Genomic DNA, 19,024 nt, shown 5'->3' with positions numbered 1-19,024 from the left:
CGGGCAGCCCCGGTCAGCCGTCAACGCCTTATCGATTTTCAGCCGGATATGGGCCATCGCTTCAACTCTCTGATTTTCAGTTAAATCTGTTTTGCTGTTCAGATATATTCAAATAAAAATACAGATGGTCAGGCGTGGCTGGTCCGGCTGAAAATTGCCGACGTGTTTCCGTAAGGCCGGGAGAGCCAGCATGGATGCTGGCTCAGGGCGCGCTTTGCAGGGACGCTACCTCGCGCCCGGCCCGATAGCCTGGAGGAATAAGCGGAGGGTATTGCGCAGCAACAATTTTCCCGTCGGGAGCCGGGATTGTAAAGGGCGTGGCGGAAAACGCCCTTTACACGTTCACGGGTATCGGTGCTTCAGATAAATGACACTGCTGAGGTGAACGGAACCCTGAACAAGAATCACATGTTCACCCGACATGCTTAGCTGGACGGTATTGAACATGGATGAGCCGCACTCCACCTTACTTGATGTAAGAATCCAGTACCTTCAGGACCACGTCCAAATCCTCTTCACGTTTTATTTCATCGCCCTGATGCACAATATGCTCGGTCAGATGACCTTTAATCACCTCACGCATTAATCCGTTTACCGCGCCGCGGATCGCCGCAATCTGCTGCAACACAGCCGCGCATTCATGCGGTTCATCAAGCATGGTTTTCAACGCCACTACCTGGCCCTGAATCTTACTGGCACGGGCTTTGAGCTTCTGTTTGTCGCGGATTGTATGTGACATAGCATTACCTTAATTAACGTAAATCCGTAGCGACAATACCATCGACATTCTACTGGGGGGTAGTATTTGATACTGGGGGGGAGTAGAATCAGGCAAAATTAGACAACTAAGAATCATTCTCATGGGTGAATTTTCTACGCTTCTTCAGCAAGGCAACGCCTGGTTCTTCATTCCCAGTGCAATTTTATTGGGGGTGTTACACGGCCTGGAACCGGGTCATTCAAAGACAATGATGGCGGCGTTTATTATCGCCATAAAGGGGACTATCAAGCAGGCGGTGATGCTGGGGCTGGCGGCTACCCTGTCGCATACGGCCATAGTATGGTTGATTGCACTCGGCGGAATGTATATCAGCAAAGCGTTCACGGCCCAGGCCGTCGAACCCTGGCTACAGTTTGTCTCTGCGATCATTATTTTAGGCACTGCATTCTGGATGTTCTGGCGGACATGGCAAGGCGAGCAGAACTGGCTGACTCAGACACATCACGACCATGACCACGATCACCACCATGACCATGGCCACGATCACGATCACCACCATCACGAACATGACCACCACCACGACCACGATCATAACCATGCCGCGTTGGCAGGGCTGAGCGAGGGTTCGAAAGAGTATCAGGACGCGCACGAACGCGCACATGCCAACGATATCCAGCGCCGTTTTCAGGGTAAAGAGGTGACCAACGGGCAAATTTTACTGTTTGGTCTGACCGGTGGCCTGATCCCGTGTCCTGCGGCTATTACCGTCTTACTGATTTGTATCCAGCTCAAAGCCTTTACGCTGGGGGCAACGATGGTGCTGTGCTTTAGCCTCGGACTGGCGATAACGCTGGTAGCGGTAGGGGTTGGCGCGGCTATCAGCGTACAACAGGCGGCAAAACGCTGGAGCGGATTTAACACACTGGCGCGTAAAGCGCCCTATTTTTCCAGCGCACTCATCGGCATGGTCGGACTCTACATGGGGATTCACGGCTATCTGGGGATCGTCGGTTAACAGCCAACAGAGGGAAACGCGCAGCAACCTGTGCCGCTGCGCGTGTAGCAGGATTAGCTGGCGACGCTTCCCCACACTAACTGCCCTTTGTGGAAGGTCGCGGTGCGAGGGGAAATCCTCGCGACCGCTTCCGCAGAGCAGGACGCATCAACCAGCACAAAACTCGCGTCATCCTGTGCTTTCGGCCACACACGTTCGCCTTTATCGTTCAGCGGCAGTACATCGCCAGTGGCGAGGAACAGCGCCCGCGACAGGTTGAGTTCGTTCGGGCGAATATACAGCTGCGCGTACAGATTGGCTTTCTCCAGCATATCCCCCAGCCCATACGGCGACCAGTGGTCAATCACGCTGTCGGTGCCGGTAATCACCTCCACGCCTTTATCACGCAGCTGTTTCAGCGGCATGTGCAAGGTGCCGATAGGTACCGTCGAGGCAATGGTAATCTGCTGCGCCGCCATACGGGTTGCCAACGCATCAACCTGCTGTTCGTTCAGCGTTGCCAATGCGAAAGCATGGCTGATGGTCAGTTTGCCCTTCAGCTGTGGCGTTTTCTCCACCGTCTCCACCATGTAATTTACCGCCGCCACACCTGCCGGGCTGGTTTCATGCAAATGGATATCCACACCTTTATTGTAATCGAGCGCAATCTGGAACATGGTGTCGAGGGATTTTTCCATGGCCCCATCAACGCTGGTCGGGTCCAGACCGCCCACGTACTGTGCCCCCGCCTGCATTGCTTCACGCATCAGCGGTTCAGACTTCGATAACAGCAGACCATGCTGGGGAAACGCCACGATTTCACAAGCGAAACCGGGCTGACGACGCGCCAGTACCGCCTGCAAGTTCTCCAGATTTTTCAACCCGGAAACTGGCTCAATATTACAGTGGCTGCGGGCAATCGATGTCCCTTTTGATTGCAGTAGATCGATAAGCTTTTCCGCTCGCTCCTGAGTATAAGGCTGCAGTTCAGGTAGCAGCTTTTGTTCCAGGCGGATCATATCCTGAATGGTGGTGCCCGCCGGACGGTTCAATGAGCGCCACGGGCCACCGTAAAAGGTTTTATCCAGATGAATGTGCATATCGCGCATCGCGGGTAGCATGAGCTTTCCGCCCGCATCGTAATGCGGCAGAGCCGCATCCGGATGCTGCTTATTCTCGCGTAGCGCAACAATCTTCCCGTCCTGAATTTCGACAGTTTGCAGTGCAGTACGGGTATGTACCACCACGGCATTTTCGTAATCAAATCCCGCTTCCAGCAGAACGTTATCGAGGTAGTAGTGTTTATCGTTAATCGTCATGGTGTTCTTCGCCCCGCAGGCTGTCCCGACAGGATTAGCAGCATACGCGACTGGCGCCACTGCGCCAAACAGCGCAGCAGCAGTGACCATTTTTCCGCTCTGACTTAAAAATTCGCGGCGGCTGTTACTTTCCTTCATTCGCATCTCCTCTCAGGAATGGACAATATGGGTACCCGTTTCACCGCGCAGTGCGGCAGGCAGGCATTCCGGCGTGGTGATGATCACCCGCTTACCGCCACGAATCAGGAACGTCAGGCTGGCGATAATTTTGGGCAACATGCTGCCTGGCGGGAAGTGACCTTCCTGCATGTAGCGGGTCATTGTCGCGATATCCACCGTATCCAGCGCCTGCTGGTTGGGCTTGCCGAAGTGAATACACACTTTCTCTACGCCAGTGGTGATAACCAGAATGTCGGCGCGGATCTCCTGCGCCAGCAGCGCAGTAGAGAGATCTTTATCAATCACTGCGTCCACGCTGTGATAATCCCCGTGCTCGCTACGAACTACCGGGATCCCGCCGCCGCCTGCACCAATCACCACAAAACCTTGCTGAGTCAGCGTTTTGATCGCCTCAGCCTCGACAATGCGCTTTGGCTCTGGGGAAGCGACTACCCGGCGGTAGCCGCGCCCTGAGTCCTCAACAAACCGCCAGCCCGGATTAATCCGCTGCAGCTCGTCACGCTGAGCTTCACTGAAGAATGCGCCGATAGGCTTGGTTGGATTCGCAAACCCGGGATCGTTCTTATCGACCTCTACCTGCGTGACCACCGTCACCGCTTTCTGCTCACCGCGTCGCGCCAGACGGTTATTCAGCGCCTGTTGGATCAGGTAGCCAATACCGCCCTGAGTATCAGCGACGCAGTTTGCCAGCGGAGTGAGCGGCAAACCTTCGCGTTCGTGCGCGATTTCAGCCCGCCGCAGATCCAGCCCCACCTGCGGTCCGTTACCGTGTGTCAGCACAATGTTGTAGTCCGATGCCAGCATCTCCAGCACCGTGTCCGCCACCGCTTTTACCGCTTCAGCCTGGTGCTCAATCGACTGGCTGGCGTTATCTTTGATAATGCTGTTGCCGCCAATGGCAACGACCACAAGTTCTTTCATCGTATTTTCTTCCGCTTGCAGGCGATTCAGGTTGTTTTCGTCGGTTCCTGCTCAGGCGCAGTAGCCGCTTCACGACTGTCGAGAATATGTTTGACGACGAACATGCCACTCATCATCAGGTAGGCCACAACAAACATCATCGAGCTGCCTTCGGCAAAACCCACTGCCGGGGAGTGAATCACACCAAACAGCGACAGCAGTGCACCGAAGGCGGCGGCAATCGCCCCACGTAACGGCTTGTTCATGATGGCGAAGATAGCGACACAGCCCCACAGCATACTGGCCAGCGGCGCACCGCTTCCCAGATGCACCAGCCCGTCGTAGTACACGCCTTTACTGTGCAGCAGGTCACTGCCCAGTTTCCCCGCAGAGGTTCCGGCGGCCCCCATTACGCTGTTGACGATGGTCAAGGCCCAGTTGGCAATCCACGGGAACAGACAGATGAAAATGACGGGAACCTCGACCTTGGGCGTTTCTCGCACCACCTGGTTGGCGGTCACCACGCCGATAAACACCAGAATCGGCACTATCGCGGTCATCGGAATAATGGCGAGCATAAACGCGCCCAGCCCAAACAGCGGTACCAGGAACATGGTGATGCCAGAAGCGAGGGTATAACCGATGCTGGCGCCCATTGCTTTCCAGCCCGCATGTCCGACATACACAGTCACCGGGAACGGGTTACCCAACATGCAGCCAAGCATGGAGGCAAAACCGTTCGCCATCATAACTTTACGGGTGTTGTACTCATCGCCCGCGGCGTGCGCACTTTCAATGTTCTCGAGGTCAAAAATATAGTTCGCCAGACCCAGCGGAACCGCAGAAGCCAGATACGGTAGCGCATGCGGCAAACCTTGCAGGAAGCTGTCGACATGGATTTCTGGCGGGTTAAAGCCAAAAGACGACATCGAGGCTTTAATCGCTTCCGGGCTTTGCAGACCGGAGATCCATGCCAGGGCCGTACCGGCAATCAGCAGCAGCAAACCGGTCGGAATGCGGGCAAAAATCGGTTTCTTACCAAACCAGTTGATGAAAATCAGCAACAGGACGATGAAAGAAACGGTCGGCGCTTCAAACGCCTGCAGCATGGGGTTCATCGCCAACAACAGCAGACCCAGACCGGATAAACAGGAGAGCAATACCGTACGCGGGATCATCTTGCGGATGGTCTCGCCCAGGAAGGAGCCGCCCACCAGGATCAACGCTTCCACAAAGCACCACACCAGCGCGATTTGGATAGCAAAGTTGGCATCTTTGGTTTGCTGATAAACCGGCATCAGCACCAGGAACGTCACGGTAAAGATTGACGGTGCGCTGGGCCCGGACGGCAGCGCCGTCACATCATTACGGCCGGTGTGTTTTGCCATCTGCAAACCAAACCAGGCGTAACAGATACTGGCCACCAGCACCGCCAGACCAAAGGCTGGCGCAATGCGGCCGTAAACTATTTCAGTCGGGATGCCGACAACAAAAATGAGCAGGCCCATCATTGTCAGCAGGTTAGTCAGGTTGTTGGTCATCAGCCCGAAGTAAGCCGCCCAGTCACCACGTTTCCATTCTAGTTTTATGCTGTTCATGGAATATCCTTAACAGGTTAAGCATCGTTTGCGATCTCGGAGATCGCCCAGCCCTGCAGGTAAGCAACGTTTTTCGCTTCGCTACCGTGGGGCTAACGGTGTTAGCCCCGGTTATTGTTATGAGCAGTAGCGGTCACGCCAGTTGAGGATCGCCTTTTCAAAACAGGCGAACGGCGGGTGTACAATTCCGGCGCCGATCATGCCGATCCCGGCATCTTTATGCGCAATCGCGGTATTGATCACCGGCAGAATGCCGGTGCTGCCCACGCGCGTAATATCGATAGCCGTTGGTACCCCCATAAAACCGAGCAACGGAATGGTGACGTTCGGGTTTTCACCCAACGTGATTTCACGCATCTGGCGAGAGAAGTCGACGGCTTCTTCAACCGTACCGCCCACCAGTGCCACGATGGCAGGTGCCGTCGCCATCGCGAAACCGCCAATACCGTAGGTTTCGGTAATCGCGCTATCGCCGATATCGCGTCCGGAGTCTTCCGGCTTATAGCCCGCAAACATCGGGCCAATCACCTGCTGCGCCGGACCGGTAAACCATTGACCCGGTAAACCACTGATGCGCAGACCGAACTCAACACCGTTACGCGCCATCGTCGTCACTACGGTGCTGTACTCAATACCGTGTGCAGCGTCCATCGCCGCTTTACACATCGCCATCCAGGTCGGGCCGGAGAAGTAATCACTGCTGAGGACAAACTCAAACACTTCCCGCTGTTGCTCAACCGGATAACCGGTCTGAATGATCCACGGCGTCAGCGCCTGAATCAGTAGCGCAGTCCCGGCATTGTTGCGGTTATGGCATTCATCCCCCATGTGCAGCGCCTGCGCCAACATCAGACGCAGATCGATTTCACCCGCCAGCTTCATGGCATCACGCAGCATTGGGCCCATCACATCGCGCATCCAGTTCAGACGATCGATAACGCTCTGATCGTTCGCCCCCATACGTAGGATCTTCGCCATCTGCTCGCTCATATTGGTATATGCGCGGTTGCCGTAGGTTTTGTTCTCAACGATGTGCATGAACATTGAGGCAGAGGTGACGCCCGCCATCGATCCCACACAGTCATGTTCATGGCATGGGGAGAAGATAATTTCGCCAGAAGCCGCCAGTTCTGCGGCTTCATCCAGATCTTTTGCCAGCCCTTCAAAGACCAGCGCCCCGGTGACCGCCCCTTTCATCGCACCGCACATTTTTTCCCAACGGATTGGCGGCCCGGCGTGCAGGATGGTGTTACGGGTCATACCCGGCACCACGTTAATGGCCTGGTCATACCCCACCAGCACCGGATGTGACTGGATAATGCGTTCCAGCGCCAGCTGATTAGCGGCAGCAATTTTGTCTGCCAGCGGAGAATCGGCAATCTGATCCAGCGCCGCGACCACCTGCATGTTACCCTGCCCTGGCGGAGTCCAGTCGAGTTGGGTCACCGGTACGTTCTGCTTTTTCAGGTCATCGCTGAACATCGCGATGCCAACGTTAATCACATTCAGCGGCTGGTTAAACAGTGTCTGGCTCATCAGGCTTCCTCCCCTTTACAGATAAATTCACGCGCCAGCAATCCGGTGTTGGTGCTACTGCTCGCCCAGATAACCCCGGCATCGGTCAGCATCTGGCACTGTTTTTCCAGTGACGGCGTATCCTGATCGGTTCCCAGCACATAGCCAAGAATTTCAAGCGGACGCCCCTCTGCCGCGGCGATCGCTTTGGCTTCAACGATCGCCTCAAGCATCACGCCAACCGGATCTTCATGCGATCCAAAGCCGAGGACGAAATCCATCACGATCACGCCCACTTCAGGATCGCGCGCTTCCTGCAACAGACGACTAATGCGGTTGGTCGGATCGATCATCGGGTGCGGTTTACCGTTGGTAAAATCGTCATCACCGAAATCGAGGAAGGTATGTGCAATACTGCGGTTGAGATCCTGTAGACGGAATGCCGGGTCCGGATGAATGTTGCTGTACACTTCGGCATGTTTTTCCATTGCGGCAAACATCGCTTCATCGCACAGCGTGCCGCCACAGAACAGCCCACGAATGTACTTTTGCTGCGGCGTCAGACGGGCGCGAACCTCTTCAATCAGCGGCCAGTTCAGCGGATGCAGGTCCAGAGTCTCTTTTTTCACGCCCGTCAGCAGTACCGCTTTCAGCGCAGCTTCTTTTGTGCCACGTGCGAACTGCAGCCCCGCTTCATCCGCAGGAGCGGCATCACGTCCGAGGAAACAGACCACGACCGGTTTGCGGCAGGCGCGTGCGCGTTCCAGTACCTTACGGGCCACCGCAGGCGCAGGCGGTTTGGAGATCAGTGCAATGATTTCGGTTTGCGGATCGGCTTCCAACATGCCAATCGCGTCAAGCATCATCAGACCACCAATTTTCTCGCTCAGATCGCGTCCACCCGTGCCGATCAGTTGGGAAATACCGCCGCCAAACTCATGAATACGCACGCTCAGTTCCTGGCTACCGGTACCGGATGCCCCCACAATACCAATGTTGCCGCGACGTACCGCATTACCAAAACACAGCGCCGCGCCGTTAATAATGGCGGTCCCGCAGTCTGGCCCCATCATCAACAGCCCTTTTTCGTGTGCCAGTTGCTTAAGCGCCAGTTCGTCCTCAAGAGAAACGTTGTCCGAGAACAGCATCACGTTGAGGTTATTTTGCAGTGCCTGACGCGCCTCACGCGCGGCAAACAGACCGTTAACTGAGATAACCGCCAGGTTGCTGTCAGGTACGTGCTTTTTAGCACTGGCGAGCGTGGCGTAGCGCGCTTCATGCTGTCCGCCCTGCTCTTTATGCGTGAACAGATCCTCAATCGCCACCAGCGTCTGCTCGTTCGCCGCTTCACTCGCGCCTTTAATGACAATCATCAGATCGCCACTCTTCGCGTCTTCCAGCTCAGGCGTGAGCAAGCCAAGATTCTTCAGCACGCCCTTGTTCATTTCTGTCGCCATTGCCACGAATGCCTGCTCCACACCATCGAGCTTATTTGCGCGTGTTGAAATAGACATCAGTGAGACAGAATCAAAATACGTATTCTTTTTAACAACTATCCTGATCGACATAATTCCCTCCGGACCTGTGGCTCAGGGCGCAGGCATCCGCCATGCCGTACAGCATGTCGCAGCCAGAACTTGAGCCGATATTTTTAATATCAGTTATATATTGCGTAGAAACGTGTTGTTGCTCATTAATAATATGGTTCAGCAGTCGTGCGACACTTTCCCGATAGCGCTGATGAAAAGCCTCCTCCAGCGTAATTTTACTGAGCAATGTCGTATTATTTCCGTCACGCTGCAAGGCGGCTAAAAACGCTCCCCGATATTTTCCCAGTGGGTGTCCTGGAATAAATAAGATGGTACTTAGACCCACTAAATAATCATCGGATGATGGCGTCAGCCCAATACCCAGACCAATTAAACGACTGACGGCAGCAGAGATATTTTCTCCTGTGTTCAGCGCCGTCATTAATGTCTGGCGACGCTGGAGTAGCTCACGGGTGATTTCCTGATAAAACGGGTTGTCACCCTGGTACAGAAATAATGTGTCATCGTTTTTAAGCTGTTGGCGGATATCCTCTTCCCAGCGCGGCCACCGAATAGCTGAGAACGCTGTTGCATCTGGCGTCCACTGTGGCATTCGCCACGGCAGGCACCCGGAAGTCTCTATCCACTTATCCTTACCAACGACAATCCCTGATTCGGTAAAACTGACCGGCTCACCGGGATGAAACAGGTCTTCACAATGCGTCAGCGCCAGCCGACAGCTATTGGGCGCGTTATCACAGCCGTCACTCAGTAACGTCAATAATCGCTGCTGCTCGGGTATGAACAGATTCACCGCGCGGGAAAAAACCTGTTCTACTCGCCCGGTTCCCCGGAATGAAAGAAACGCGCCGTCGGCGGTTAACGCCCGAACGCATCGCCGTGATGGCGTGGCGATAGCGGCGCTCCTCTGTCAGGCTCCGGCGGCAATCAGCAGCTCGGCAATTTCGTGATACCCCTTTTCCCTCGCCAGCTCCAGCGGGGTTTTACCGTATTTATCCGTCATGTGCGGGTTCGCACCATGGTCGAGCAGCAGCTTGACGATCTCCTGCTGCTTTGCGCCACCGTCGTTGAGTACGATAGCTTCCAGCAGCGGCGTCCAGCCAACGAAATTGGTGTGGTTAACATTAATATCGGTACGCAGCAGCAGCTCACGGACGATCTCAACATGACCTTTCTCACTGGCAGGCGTAATGCCGACACCGCCAAAACGACTCAGGCGCTCAAGATCCGGGTTAGCCGGTAAGACCGTGCGCAGCAGTGTTAAATCATTTGTCAGGCAGCTAATCAGAAATGGATTAAAACAGGTTTGATCTTGTTTATTAATATCAGCACCGGCAGCAATCAATAAAGAAACGCAGTCATAATGTTTATTCAGGCTGGCAATAATAATGGCAGTACGGCCCTGGCGGTTGGTGGCGTTAATATCCACATTGTTTTCCAGACAGGATTTTAATCCTTCGGCGTTACCCTGTTCTGCCGCCAGCAGAAATTCAGTAATAAGTTCTTTCTCTGACATAATCACTCTCCTGCAGTTTTTTAGACTCTTCATATTTCCGATAACCTGAGAATAGCAACAGAGTTTAGAGAATAACATCCGCTTAAATTTCATTCATCGTAAGCGTGTCGATTGTTGAATCAAATTTAACAATGAGAGTAAAACGTGCTGTAGTGCAATCTTTCCCTTATGACTGAAGCCGTTTTAGCGGCGAATCAGAGCCTGGGGAAATCAGGCGGCATGCAGCACAGATAGCGGGCCGCAACTAAAATACAGAAGTGTGATTGCCTTCAAATCAAATGTAACTCTAGTGTTAAATTCTGTTCAAAACTGATTGCTCTCGATAAGGATTACAAATACATTCAACAATCATCGTATCGTGGACATCGCAGCATGGCCTGAGGGGAGAACGGATGAATTCAATTTTTACCGAGGAAAACCTGCTGGCCTTTACGATGGCAGCGCGCTATAGCAGTTTCAGCAAGGCCGCTGAGGAGCTTGGCTTAACCACATCGGCCATCAGCTACACCATTAAACGCATGGAGATGGGGCTCGATGTGGTACTGTTTACCCGCAGTACCCGCAGCATTGAGCTCACCGAGTCCGGTCGCTACTTCTTTCGCAAAGCAACCGACCTGCTGAATGACTTCCACGCCATCAAGCGCAGCATCGATACCATCGCCCAGGGGATTGAAGCCAGGGTACGCATTTGCATTAACCAGCTGTTGTATACCCCACAGCACACTGCCCGGCTGTTACAGGTGCTCAAAAAGCAGTTTCCGACCTGCCAGATAACCGTGACCACCGAGGTCTATAACGGTGTCTGGGACTCCATCATCAATAACCTGGCCAATATCGCTATTGGCGCGCCCGATACCCTGCTGGACGGCGGCGGGATTGATTACACCGAAATCGGCGCGATCCGCTGGTCGTTTGCTATCGCACCGGATCACCCACTGGCCTTTATGCCTGAGCCGATTTCAGAGAGTCAGTTGCGCCTGTACCCAAACATTATGGTGGAGGACACCGCGCACACCATCAACAAGAAGGTCGGCTGGTTGCTGCACGGGCAGGAGTCGATTCTGGTTCCTGATTTTAATACCAAGTGTCAGTGCCAGATTCTGGGTGAAGGCATCGGTTTTCTGCCGGACTATATGGTACGCGAAGCGATGGAAAAGTCGCTGCTGGTCACGCGACAGATCCATAACCCTCGTCAGGATTCACGCATGCTGTTGGCAACCCAGCACGCGGCAACCGGTCGCGTAACGCAGTGGATTAAAAAAGAGTTTGGCCCACAAGGGGTACTGACGGGGATTTATCAGGATCTGCTGCATCGGCAGTGATGTGCCGGATAAGACTATCCGGCGGAAATCAGTCTTCAGGCACGAATATCGTCATACTCGCGCGTTTTATCAAACTCATGTTTGGCAAACGGACACAGCGGGATCACTTTGCGGTTTTCGGCGCGCATTTTCTCCACCACCTTCGCCACCAGCAGTTTACCCACGCCCTGACCTTTCAGACTGGGGTCAACATCGGTATGCTCAATGATGCTTAGATGCTCGCCCGTCGGCACAAAAACAATCTCGGCGACCTGCTTGCCTTCAGCATCGTTAACATAAAACTTGTTATGGCCTGCAAGAATTTCCATGGTTCCCTCACTTATTTCTGGCGATATTTCAGCGCACCACTCGGACAGGTATCAATAACCCTGATAACCGTCGCAACATCGACTTCATCCGGGATGATCCACGGTTTACGCTTCAGGTTGAAAAGTTTTGCGCTTCCTCGTACGCAATTGCCCGAATGTTGGCACATCCCCGTGTTGAAATAGACATCGATCTTCTCGCCGGTATAGGCCCGGTAACCTGCATCCAGTAGTTCCTTATTCACGACATTGCCTCGCATTTTTTTATTGTCTGGGTCTAATCATAGACCCATGCGAGGCTGAAGGAAGCGGCGGAAAGCAGAAATATCACTCGGCCCTTTTGTGCAACGACGGCTGCGGCTCCGTCGGCAAATACTCCAGCATCGCCGGCGTTGGCGGCGGCAGGCGATTATCGGCAATATCTCTGTCCACATCGATATGGCTGATCTCGCCATTCTCATGATGGTGAACCGTCAGCACCCTCGCTTTGTTCAGTTCTGTAACCAGCTCGCGGGTAATGCGTAAACTTTCGGCCAGCTCATGGTCTTCCAGACCCGGCCTGCGGCTGCGGCGTTCTACCCGAAAACGATACTGGTTGTACTTCGCCCAACCAATAAGCACCAGACCATTGACCAGGGCGATAAGAATGTAAAACGTCACCGTATCCAGGGTCGTGAAAAAGGGACGCACCCCCATATACGGTGAATGCGCCAGGGCGGTGATTAGTCCTTTGTAGATCAAATAGATAAATCCAACCCAGGCGATGACCGTCAATAGCACATCGATGAGGCGCGGCAGCAGACGCCGTTCGGTAAAAATCAGCGGTTGGTTCATGATTCAATCCTCCCGATACCGCGGTCAGGACTGACCCAGCGCGCCCTGCCGCGTTTGCGTTTGAGCATCACTTTAGGGAACGCCACCAGCGTGGTGAACAGACTCAACATCCAGTACACCACCGGGAACCAGATGATCCAGAACAACGAGGCCCCAATCCCTTTTTCATAGCGCCGTTCAATCATCAGGCTCACCGCAAACTGCAACAGGCAGACCACGCCGAGGATAAGTCCAGTGAAGGCTGGCGGGAACAGATGCTGGACATACAGCGTGTCTGGCATCGGGAATAGCAGCCCTAACAGGAACAGCACGATACTAACCGCATAAGCAAATGCCCAGGCGGTAGAGAAACAGAACTCAAGGAACAGCGGCCACATACGGCGGAATTCCCACGACCACAGGCGGCGCATGTTAACGATAAACACCTCCGCCCCACCTTGTGCCCAGCGCAGACGCTGCTTCCACAGTCCTTTCAACGTTTCAGGCATCAGGATCCAGCACAGCGCACGCGGCTCAAAGAATACCGACCAGTGGCGCAATTGCAGCTTCCAACTGATGTCGATATCTTCGGTGATCATGTCCGGGCTCCAGTAGCCAACTTCAGCCAACGCCCGGCGACGAAACGCGGCAACGACACCTGAAACGGTAAATATCTGCCCGTAGACTCGCTGGGTACGTTTGATTAAGCCGATAATCGACGAGAACTCGCCGACCTGTACGCGGCCAATTAACGTCGAGCGGGTACGAATACGCGGGTTACCGGTCACCGCACCAACGCGCGGGAACTGGATAAGCGGAGCCACGATATAGGCGACGGCATCACGATCCAGTAACGCATCCCCATCGATGCAAACCAGGTAATCACTGCGCGCTGCCGCTGCACCGGTCTTAAGCGCCAGGGCTTTCCCCTGGTTTTCCGCTAAGTGAATCACTCGCAGGCTGGGGTACTCTGTTGCCAGCTGTTCCAGAACATCGTGCGTGTCATCCGTCGAACCATCATTGATGGCAATAACTTCAATATTCTTATATCGCTGAGCCAGTGCAGCCTCGATCGTTTCGCGCGCGTTGATCCCTTCGTTAAAACACGGGATCAAAATCGAGACCAGCGGATTTCCCTCCAGAGTCGGCGGCGGCGTTTCATCTCCCCATTTCCAGTGACGCTCACGGTAAAACCAGAAATAGACCCCGCCGCTTATCCACAATGCAGACATGAACAAGGGCCAGAAGAAGACAAAATTCAACATCACTTCACCCGTGAAGACGACAGCCACGCCAAACGGCAGGCTGAACATCAGGCAAAGTATCAGGAAAGCAATTATGCGATCGGTCATTTTTGCGGGTACCAGTATGAGGAGAACGTCGAACGAATCTCTGACATCTCAGGTTTATCGCTGATGAAATCATCTGGGTAATAGCCGTAGTTGCCTGCGCCGCTTAACTTAAGCTGACGCATCCATTCGGCGAGTTGTTTACCGCTGATTTCGGCCTGTTCCCCGGATTTACGCCAGTCGCGTGCCTGCAGTTCAAACACGGTTTTATCCAGCGCGCCGGGCGTCTGTGCAACAGCATTCACCAGTCGATCAAGCCAGGCGTTAGCATCATTGGCCGGGATTTTCTCCATGAATGGCATCGCCATGGGCGCTGTCCAGTCATAGGTATTCAGGAAATCATTCAGGTTTTGCGCAAACCAGGCTTCACTTTCAGGTTCCAGTACCGGCATAGCATAGATATTACGGGCGGTTTGCACCTGCGGACCGCGAATATTGCGTACCGATTGCGTCAACTGCTTAGTGAAGTCGATCAGCATCTTACTTTTCAGGCGCGTCCAGCGCTCAAACGCCTGAGGGTTATTACGGATTTGCTCGATGCTCCCCGGAAGTCCTGCGGCACGGTAGGCGGCTAACGCCTCTGGCGACGCATCTTCAAAATCCGTCAGGAAGGCATCGTCATGGAACAAGATACCTTTGAAGCTGGCGTGCTTCGCCAGGTCTTCGTAGATCTCGGTAATGCGTTTACGCGCTTCGCTATCCCACGGAGAAAGACGCACATACTGTTCACGATCGATAGCCGTACGTCCGGTTTTCGGATCCCATGCCGTTACACGCGGAATTGAGGCATCCAGATCGAAAGCCAGCACCGGCATCCAGGCGTACACGGTAACCCCGGCACGGGTTTGTAACTGCCAGGAGATATAGTTAAACAGATCGGCGCGCATCGGCAGCCAGCGGTTAGGGAAATAGACCTCGCGAATATTCCCATCCCCCTGCGGATCGGCATATGCCTGCAGGAAGACATGAGAGATACGCATGTCATAGACACGCTGAATCAGCTTATCGATGTTTCTCTTCTGCTGGGCGGGATCTTTGTCATAGACGTAATCCAGATCGACATGCATCACGCGCATCGTCTGCGGTTCGCGCACCTGAGCAACCTGGCTGGCAAAACGCTTGAGCGATGGGTTATCAGAAATCAGTACGCGCGGGATATCATCAAGGAATGCCGCATTCGCCAGCCCTTCATTGAGCGTAAACGCCATCTTATAACCTTGCTCTTTGGCCAGGTTTAAGGTCGTCCCACTGGCGGCACCGTATGGCCAGACCCAGGCACGTGGCGATTTCCCCGTTACCGCTTTAATTTTATTGGTGATCAAAGAGATATCGGTATTAATACGGCGATAGTATTGCTCGTCCGTTTCGTAAGTGCCGGTTTTCTTATCGTAGAGACGGTTTGCCACAGCAGGTTCTTTACTTCCCTGCGGGTTCGCCTCTGCACCGAAGTGCGAATTCCAGGTATGCGCGCCGATTTCCACCAACGGCGATTTACCCATTTCTTCAACCATCTTCCAGGTGGCGAATTTGTCGCGCGCCGTCATCAGGCCACCAAAATCGACTTTTTTGTCCGCAGGGGCATCCACCCAGCTTCCAACCGGTGCCCAAAGAGCTGGCCAGTTGTAAGCTTTCAGCAGCGGCCAGACGCGGGTATAGAAACTGCTATACCCGTCATCAAAGGTGAGCAGAACTGCTTTTTCCGGCAGCACGATTTTACCGTCATGAGCATCCAGAATTTGCTGGACGCTGATCGGGTTATAGCCATTATCACGCAGCCAGGCGATTTGATCGCTCAGCGCGCTGGTACGCACAGAGAGGTAGCGCTGATCGGCTGCATCATCCTCTACATCGTGATAGCCGAGAACCAAAAAACTATTTTTCGGCCACGGGTGATCGGCCGTCAGCGGCGTTCTCTCATCAGGAGGAACGTAGCGAGGCGTCGTATTGTGCGCACTACTGCACGCGGTAATCATCAACCAGCCAGCGATGAGTGCGCTAAGCCATAGGCATCTTTTCAGCATGAACTATCCTTAAAACCTGACATTCAAATCGAAAGCGAGGGAGATATTCCGCTCACGTTTACCGTCGTAGGGGCGTTTATCCCACACCAGCATCACCCCGCCATCTACAACGTTGTTCCATTTAAGCCGTTGACCGTAACCCAACTGGACGATAGCCCCCGCGTCTTCACCTTGCTGCCAGTAGCCGCCCACGCCAGCCACTCCCTGCTGTGTCCACACGGTGTCATAGTGTCGGTAAAGCACCTGCTCCGCGGTCAAGCCGGGTACCACAGAGAAATCACTTTTGGGGTTGTAATACGGCACATTCTCTTTGGTGTTGGTGCTACCGCCGATACCCGGGGTAAAGTCCAGCGTGAAACGTGGTGTTGTCCACATACGCTCTTTTCCACTAAGCCCGTATTCGATACGATCGTTGCCATCCGAGAAATGTGAAGCAGCAAACGACAATTGATACTCTCGCCGTTCGTTTTGGTACCAGCGGACATACATATCGCCGCCGTTGGCATATACGCCGCTACGCAGCGCACGCAGTGGCGTATTGCGGGAAAGACGCTCAGCTGACCCACCCACACGCCAGTTATCATTGAAGTCATGCCAGGCTGAAAGACGGCCCCCCATTTTCTGCCCGTCGCCATAATTACGGCCAGACAGTTCCATTTCGGCCCAGTAATCACGTGAAGTCCATTCAGCACCGGCCGCCAGATCGCGGCTGATGCCTTTTCCTTCTTCAAACTCGCCGGTGGCAAAGTTGAAACCGGTAAACAGTCGCCAGTTGTCATTAATCGGCGGGCTGTAAATCGCAGTATTGATGTTGAAGTCATTCTTACCGCTGACCGGACTATCGGAGGAGATACCCTGCGTACCGCTGATACGCACTTCCGACATTTTGTGTACATCGCGGATCCGTGCCAGACGTAGTGTCGCTTCGTCATCCGGGCTTCGGGCGATGACATCATCGGTCAGCTCGTCGGCCTGTTTCCACTCCTGAAGATCCAGCGCCACATAGGCCTGCTGACGCTCCAGCTCCAGGTTGCTGGGCTCGATCACTTCCGCAAGCTTAAGTTCTTTTTCCGCCGCATGTGGCAATCCACGGGCTTCTAAAACGGAGGCATAGGTTATGCGTAGCCCCTGGTTACCGGAACCCGTTCGTGCCAGATGTTCTGAAAGTTTTTCTGCCTCTGGCAGTTCATTGGCAGCAAGATGATATTGCGTCAGCAGCGTCTGCCCGAGCAGCCAGTTATCGTTAGGCTGTGGCGTTGGCGAGCCATAGATACGACGCAGATACGGGCTCTCTTTGATCAAGTCATCGACTTGTTTTTTAGCGGCAGCAAAGTTTTCATTATCAATATGCGCATAGAACAGATCCTGTTGATCTTCAGGAGTGAGCGGCGTCACAGGGATAGGTCCGTTCGGATAATAGATGCTCGCCAGCATTGCTTCGGTCTTTTCCGGCTGACGTTCGCTAAGCCACGCCGAAGCCACCCAACGTTTGGCATAGTTGGGCACTTCACCGTCCGCGGAGAGAGATTCGTATTCCTGAATCACGTCGGCAGTACGCTTACGCACCAGCAGGGCGCCCATGCGGTCAATTCTCGCCCGGCGCACATCGCCCTGGGCCGCGGGATCATCTTTCCAGGCTGCCAGCAACTGGTCATAGCGGGCAAGCGCTTTATCCGCCACGAGAAAACGCTCATCTTCATTTCGTGCAGAGGTATAAGAAGCGCGCACCTTTTCGGCTGCAGCATCAAGCGCCAGACGCCGCTTAACGGGGTCAGATGTCGGAACCACTTCCGTCAGCCCCAACGCCGGTTCAGCGACACGGTTGGCTGACAGCGCTGACAACAGCGTGGATTTCGCATTTTTGTTACCCGGATCGACTTCATCCGCCTGGCTGGCGACTAACAGCGCATCCCAGTTTTTACCCTGTGAATGATACACATAGGCAAGCAGCGCATCAGAGTCAGCCCCCGGATGCGCGCGTGCCCATTTATTCGCTTCAGTCAGGGCCTGCTGATTGTAACGTGCATCCGCCAGCGTCATGATCCAGCCGGTACGTACATCGGCGTTCTCCGGCTCTTCCTGTACAACGCTCTCCCAGATCGCTAATGATTCATTCCAGCTCTTCTGATTGCGATACGCACGCGCAGCGGCCACTTTGCCGCGTGCAGGCACATCCATCTGCCCACGATACCGCTGCCAGATATCAATGGTTGCTTTATCGTTGTTATCAACCCAACTGGATACCTGCAGCCAGTCAGCCACCTGATTTGGCGTTAACGCACTTTTCTTTCCCTGCTCCTCAAGGTAGCGCAATAACGGTGTGCTATTACCACCTCGTGCTTCAATAATCAACGCATCATAATCTGATACTGCTGCAGAGGCTTGCATTGGGAAAAGAACGCTTGCCGTAAATAAACAGGTTACTGACTTGAAGCGTTTAATAAAGTTGGCATGTCGACGCATACTGAACATATCTGCCCTTATATCTTACATCATAGTAAAAATAAGCGTTTTCAATAAGTTATAGTCATTCCTTGACGGTTGCCGACCATGTAAAGTGCACTGCCGCTTATTTCGTAATATGGCTAAAAATCATTTAATTCTTTCGTCTTATTGACTCCGTATGACTCTTCCACTCGTCGTTGAGAGGCTGGCGAAAGCTCAGGAATTTTATCACTCAGTGTGGGGTCTTGCTATGTTATAAGAAAACTCTTAGGCAAAAAAAGTATTTTAAACCAAATTATCCTAATACTCTTGGGATCGAATACTGGATTTAGATTAAGTTTCCGTGACGAAACCACGTAACCATGATAACTATTATCAGCAAATATAGAAACACCAGGTAACTGTTTGCCTGATAAGCATTTTGAGAATTGACAGGAAAAACCTGATAATTAACAGTAACTGATAACACTATAAAT

General features: G+C 53.5%; 16 protein-coding genes. 2 read left to right on the top strand and 14 right to left on the bottom strand.

The annotated features are described in order from the left end of the window. Positions 1-466: 466 nt before the first annotated feature. Positions 467-739, bottom strand: a complete 273-nt coding sequence (gene rcnR, locus FDX19_RS10665; RefSeq protein ID WP_005123385.1) for a Ni(II)/Co(II)-binding transcriptional repressor RcnR — start codon at positions 737-739, stop codon at positions 467-469. A gap of 121 nt (positions 740-860) precedes the next feature. Between rcnR and FDX19_RS10660 the strand changes: the two genes are divergently transcribed. Next, positions 861-1,736: a nickel/cobalt efflux protein RcnA gene (locus tag FDX19_RS10660; RefSeq protein WP_137382680.1), complete on the top strand. Its 876-nt coding sequence runs from the start codon at positions 861-863 to the stop codon at positions 1,734-1,736. Between the two features lie 53 nt (positions 1,737-1,789). On the opposite strand, the gene FDX19_RS10655 is transcribed toward FDX19_RS10660, so the two are convergent. From FDX19_RS10655 to FDX19_RS10625, 7 genes are all read right to left on the bottom strand, one after another. Further along, positions 1,790-3,172, bottom strand: a complete 1,383-nt coding sequence (locus tag FDX19_RS10655; protein ID WP_137382679.1) for an amidohydrolase family protein — start codon at positions 3,170-3,172, stop codon at positions 1,790-1,792. 12 nt (positions 3,173-3,184) lie between these two features. Beyond that, a complete protein-coding gene (locus FDX19_RS10650; RefSeq protein ID WP_137382678.1) occupies positions 3,185-4,135 on the bottom strand; it encodes a carbamate kinase family protein in 951 nt (316 codons plus the stop codon). A 26-nt stretch (positions 4,136-4,161) separates the two neighbouring features. Then, a complete protein-coding gene (locus FDX19_RS10645; RefSeq protein ID WP_137382677.1) occupies positions 4,162-5,712 on the bottom strand; it encodes a xanthine permease in 1,551 nt (516 codons plus the stop codon). Positions 5,713-5,829: 117 nt separating this feature from the next. Beyond that, entirely contained in the window at positions 5,830-7,248 is a 1,419-nt protein-coding gene (locus tag FDX19_RS10640) for a DUF1116 domain-containing protein (RefSeq protein WP_137382676.1), read from the bottom strand. Then, on the bottom strand, positions 7,248-8,795 hold the full coding sequence (gene fdrA / locus FDX19_RS10635) for an acyl-CoA synthetase FdrA (RefSeq protein WP_137382675.1): 1,548 nt from the start codon (positions 8,793-8,795) through the stop codon (positions 7,248-7,250). Before fdrA ends, FDX19_RS10640 begins: the two co-directional genes overlap by 1 nt. After that, positions 8,773-9,570 carry a DUF2877 domain-containing protein gene (locus tag FDX19_RS10630; protein WP_137382674.1) on the bottom strand — a complete coding sequence of 266 codons (798 nt, stop codon included), beginning with the start codon at positions 9,568-9,570 and terminating at the stop codon, positions 8,773-8,775. Before FDX19_RS10630 ends, fdrA begins: the two co-directional genes overlap by 23 nt. A 117-nt stretch (positions 9,571-9,687) precedes the next feature. After that, complete coding sequence (locus tag FDX19_RS10625) at positions 9,688-10,293, bottom strand: ankyrin repeat domain-containing protein (protein WP_137382673.1); 606 nt, start codon at positions 10,291-10,293, stop codon at positions 9,688-9,690. Positions 10,294-10,685: 392 nt separating this feature from the next. Between FDX19_RS10625 and FDX19_RS10620 the strand changes: the two genes are divergently transcribed. Further along, positions 10,686-11,615 carry a LysR substrate-binding domain-containing protein gene (locus tag FDX19_RS10620; RefSeq protein ID WP_005123372.1) on the top strand — a complete coding sequence of 310 codons (930 nt, stop codon included), beginning with the start codon at positions 10,686-10,688 and terminating at the stop codon, positions 11,613-11,615. Between the two features lie 35 nt (positions 11,616-11,650). Here FDX19_RS10620 and FDX19_RS10615 read toward each other — a convergent pair whose 3' ends face one another. From FDX19_RS10615 to pgaA, 6 genes are all read right to left on the bottom strand, one after another. Further along, a complete protein-coding gene (locus tag FDX19_RS10615; protein WP_101741591.1) occupies positions 11,651-11,923 on the bottom strand; it encodes a GNAT family N-acetyltransferase in 273 nt (90 codons plus the stop codon). An 11-nt stretch (positions 11,924-11,934) separates the two neighbouring features. Then, positions 11,935-12,165 carry a 4Fe-4S mono-cluster protein YjdI gene (gene yjdI / locus FDX19_RS10610; RefSeq protein ID WP_137382672.1) on the bottom strand — a complete coding sequence of 77 codons (231 nt, stop codon included), beginning with the start codon at positions 12,163-12,165 and terminating at the stop codon, positions 11,935-11,937. Between the two features lie 82 nt (positions 12,166-12,247). Beyond that, on the bottom strand, positions 12,248-12,754 hold the full coding sequence (gene pgaD / locus FDX19_RS10605; protein ID WP_137382671.1) for a poly-beta-1,6-N-acetyl-D-glucosamine biosynthesis protein PgaD: 507 nt from the start codon (positions 12,752-12,754) through the stop codon (positions 12,248-12,250). Then, entirely contained in the window at positions 12,751-14,085 is a 1,335-nt protein-coding gene (gene pgaC, locus FDX19_RS10600; RefSeq protein ID WP_040232145.1) for a poly-beta-1,6-N-acetyl-D-glucosamine synthase, read from the bottom strand. Before pgaC ends, pgaD begins: the two co-directional genes overlap by 4 nt. After that, on the bottom strand, positions 14,082-16,103 hold the full coding sequence (gene pgaB / locus FDX19_RS10595; protein WP_137382670.1) for a poly-beta-1,6-N-acetyl-D-glucosamine N-deacetylase PgaB: 2,022 nt from the start codon (positions 16,101-16,103) through the stop codon (positions 14,082-14,084). The genes pgaC and pgaB overlap by 4 nt, the downstream gene beginning before the upstream one ends. A gap of 9 nt (positions 16,104-16,112) precedes the next feature. Next, positions 16,113-18,575: a poly-beta-1,6 N-acetyl-D-glucosamine export porin PgaA gene (gene pgaA / locus FDX19_RS10590; RefSeq protein WP_137382669.1), complete on the bottom strand. Its 2,463-nt coding sequence runs from the start codon at positions 18,573-18,575 to the stop codon at positions 16,113-16,115. Between the last annotated feature and the right edge of the window lie 449 nt (positions 18,576-19,024).

This window comes from Citrobacter sp. wls619 (genome assembly GCF_005281345.1).
GTDB lineage: Bacteria > Pseudomonadota > Gammaproteobacteria > Enterobacterales > Enterobacteriaceae > Citrobacter.
Note: the sequence above shows the minus strand (reverse complement) of the source record. Positions and strands in the feature narration are given on the sequence as shown.

What these genes read in the sequence shown, in the direction of transcription:
- rcnR (WP_005123385.1), bottom strand. Translation starts at nt 739, where the DNA reads ATGTCACATACAATCCGCGACAAACAGAAGCTCAAAGCCCGTGCCAGT.
- FDX19_RS10660 (WP_137382680.1), top strand. Translation starts at nt 861, where the DNA reads ATGGGTGAATTTTCTACGCTTCTTCAGCAAGGCAACGCCTGGTTCTTC.
- FDX19_RS10655 (WP_137382679.1), bottom strand. Translation starts at nt 3,172, where the DNA reads ATGAAGGAAAGTAACAGCCGCCGCGAATTTTTAAGTCAGAGCGGAAAA.
- FDX19_RS10650 (WP_137382678.1), bottom strand. Translation starts at nt 4,135, where the DNA reads ATGAAAGAACTTGTGGTCGTTGCCATTGGCGGCAACAGCATTATCAAA.
- FDX19_RS10645 (WP_137382677.1), bottom strand. Translation starts at nt 5,712, where the DNA reads ATGAACAGCATAAAACTAGAATGGAAACGTGGTGACTGGGCGGCTTAC.
- FDX19_RS10640 (WP_137382676.1), bottom strand. Translation starts at nt 7,248, where the DNA reads ATGAGCCAGACACTGTTTAACCAGCCGCTGAATGTGATTAACGTTGGC.
- fdrA (WP_137382675.1), bottom strand. Translation starts at nt 8,795, where the DNA reads ATGTCGATCAGGATAGTTGTTAAAAAGAATACGTATTTTGATTCTGTC.
- FDX19_RS10625 (WP_137382673.1), bottom strand. Translation starts at nt 10,293, where the DNA reads ATGTCAGAGAAAGAACTTATTACTGAATTTCTGCTGGCGGCAGAACAG.
- FDX19_RS10620 (WP_005123372.1), top strand. Translation starts at nt 10,686, where the DNA reads ATGAATTCAATTTTTACCGAGGAAAACCTGCTGGCCTTTACGATGGCA.
- FDX19_RS10615 (WP_101741591.1), bottom strand. Translation starts at nt 11,923, where the DNA reads ATGGAAATTCTTGCAGGCCATAACAAGTTTTATGTTAACGATGCTGAA.
- pgaD (WP_137382671.1), bottom strand. Translation starts at nt 12,754, where the DNA reads ATGAACCAACCGCTGATTTTTACCGAACGGCGTCTGCTGCCGCGCCTC.
- pgaC (WP_040232145.1), bottom strand. Translation starts at nt 14,085, where the DNA reads ATGACCGATCGCATAATTGCTTTCCTGATACTTTGCCTGATGTTCAGC.
- pgaB (WP_137382670.1), bottom strand. Translation starts at nt 16,103, where the DNA reads ATGCTGAAAAGATGCCTATGGCTTAGCGCACTCATCGCTGGCTGGTTG.
- pgaA (WP_137382669.1), bottom strand. Translation starts at nt 18,575, where the DNA reads ATGTTCAGTATGCGTCGACATGCCAACTTTATTAAACGCTTCAAGTCA.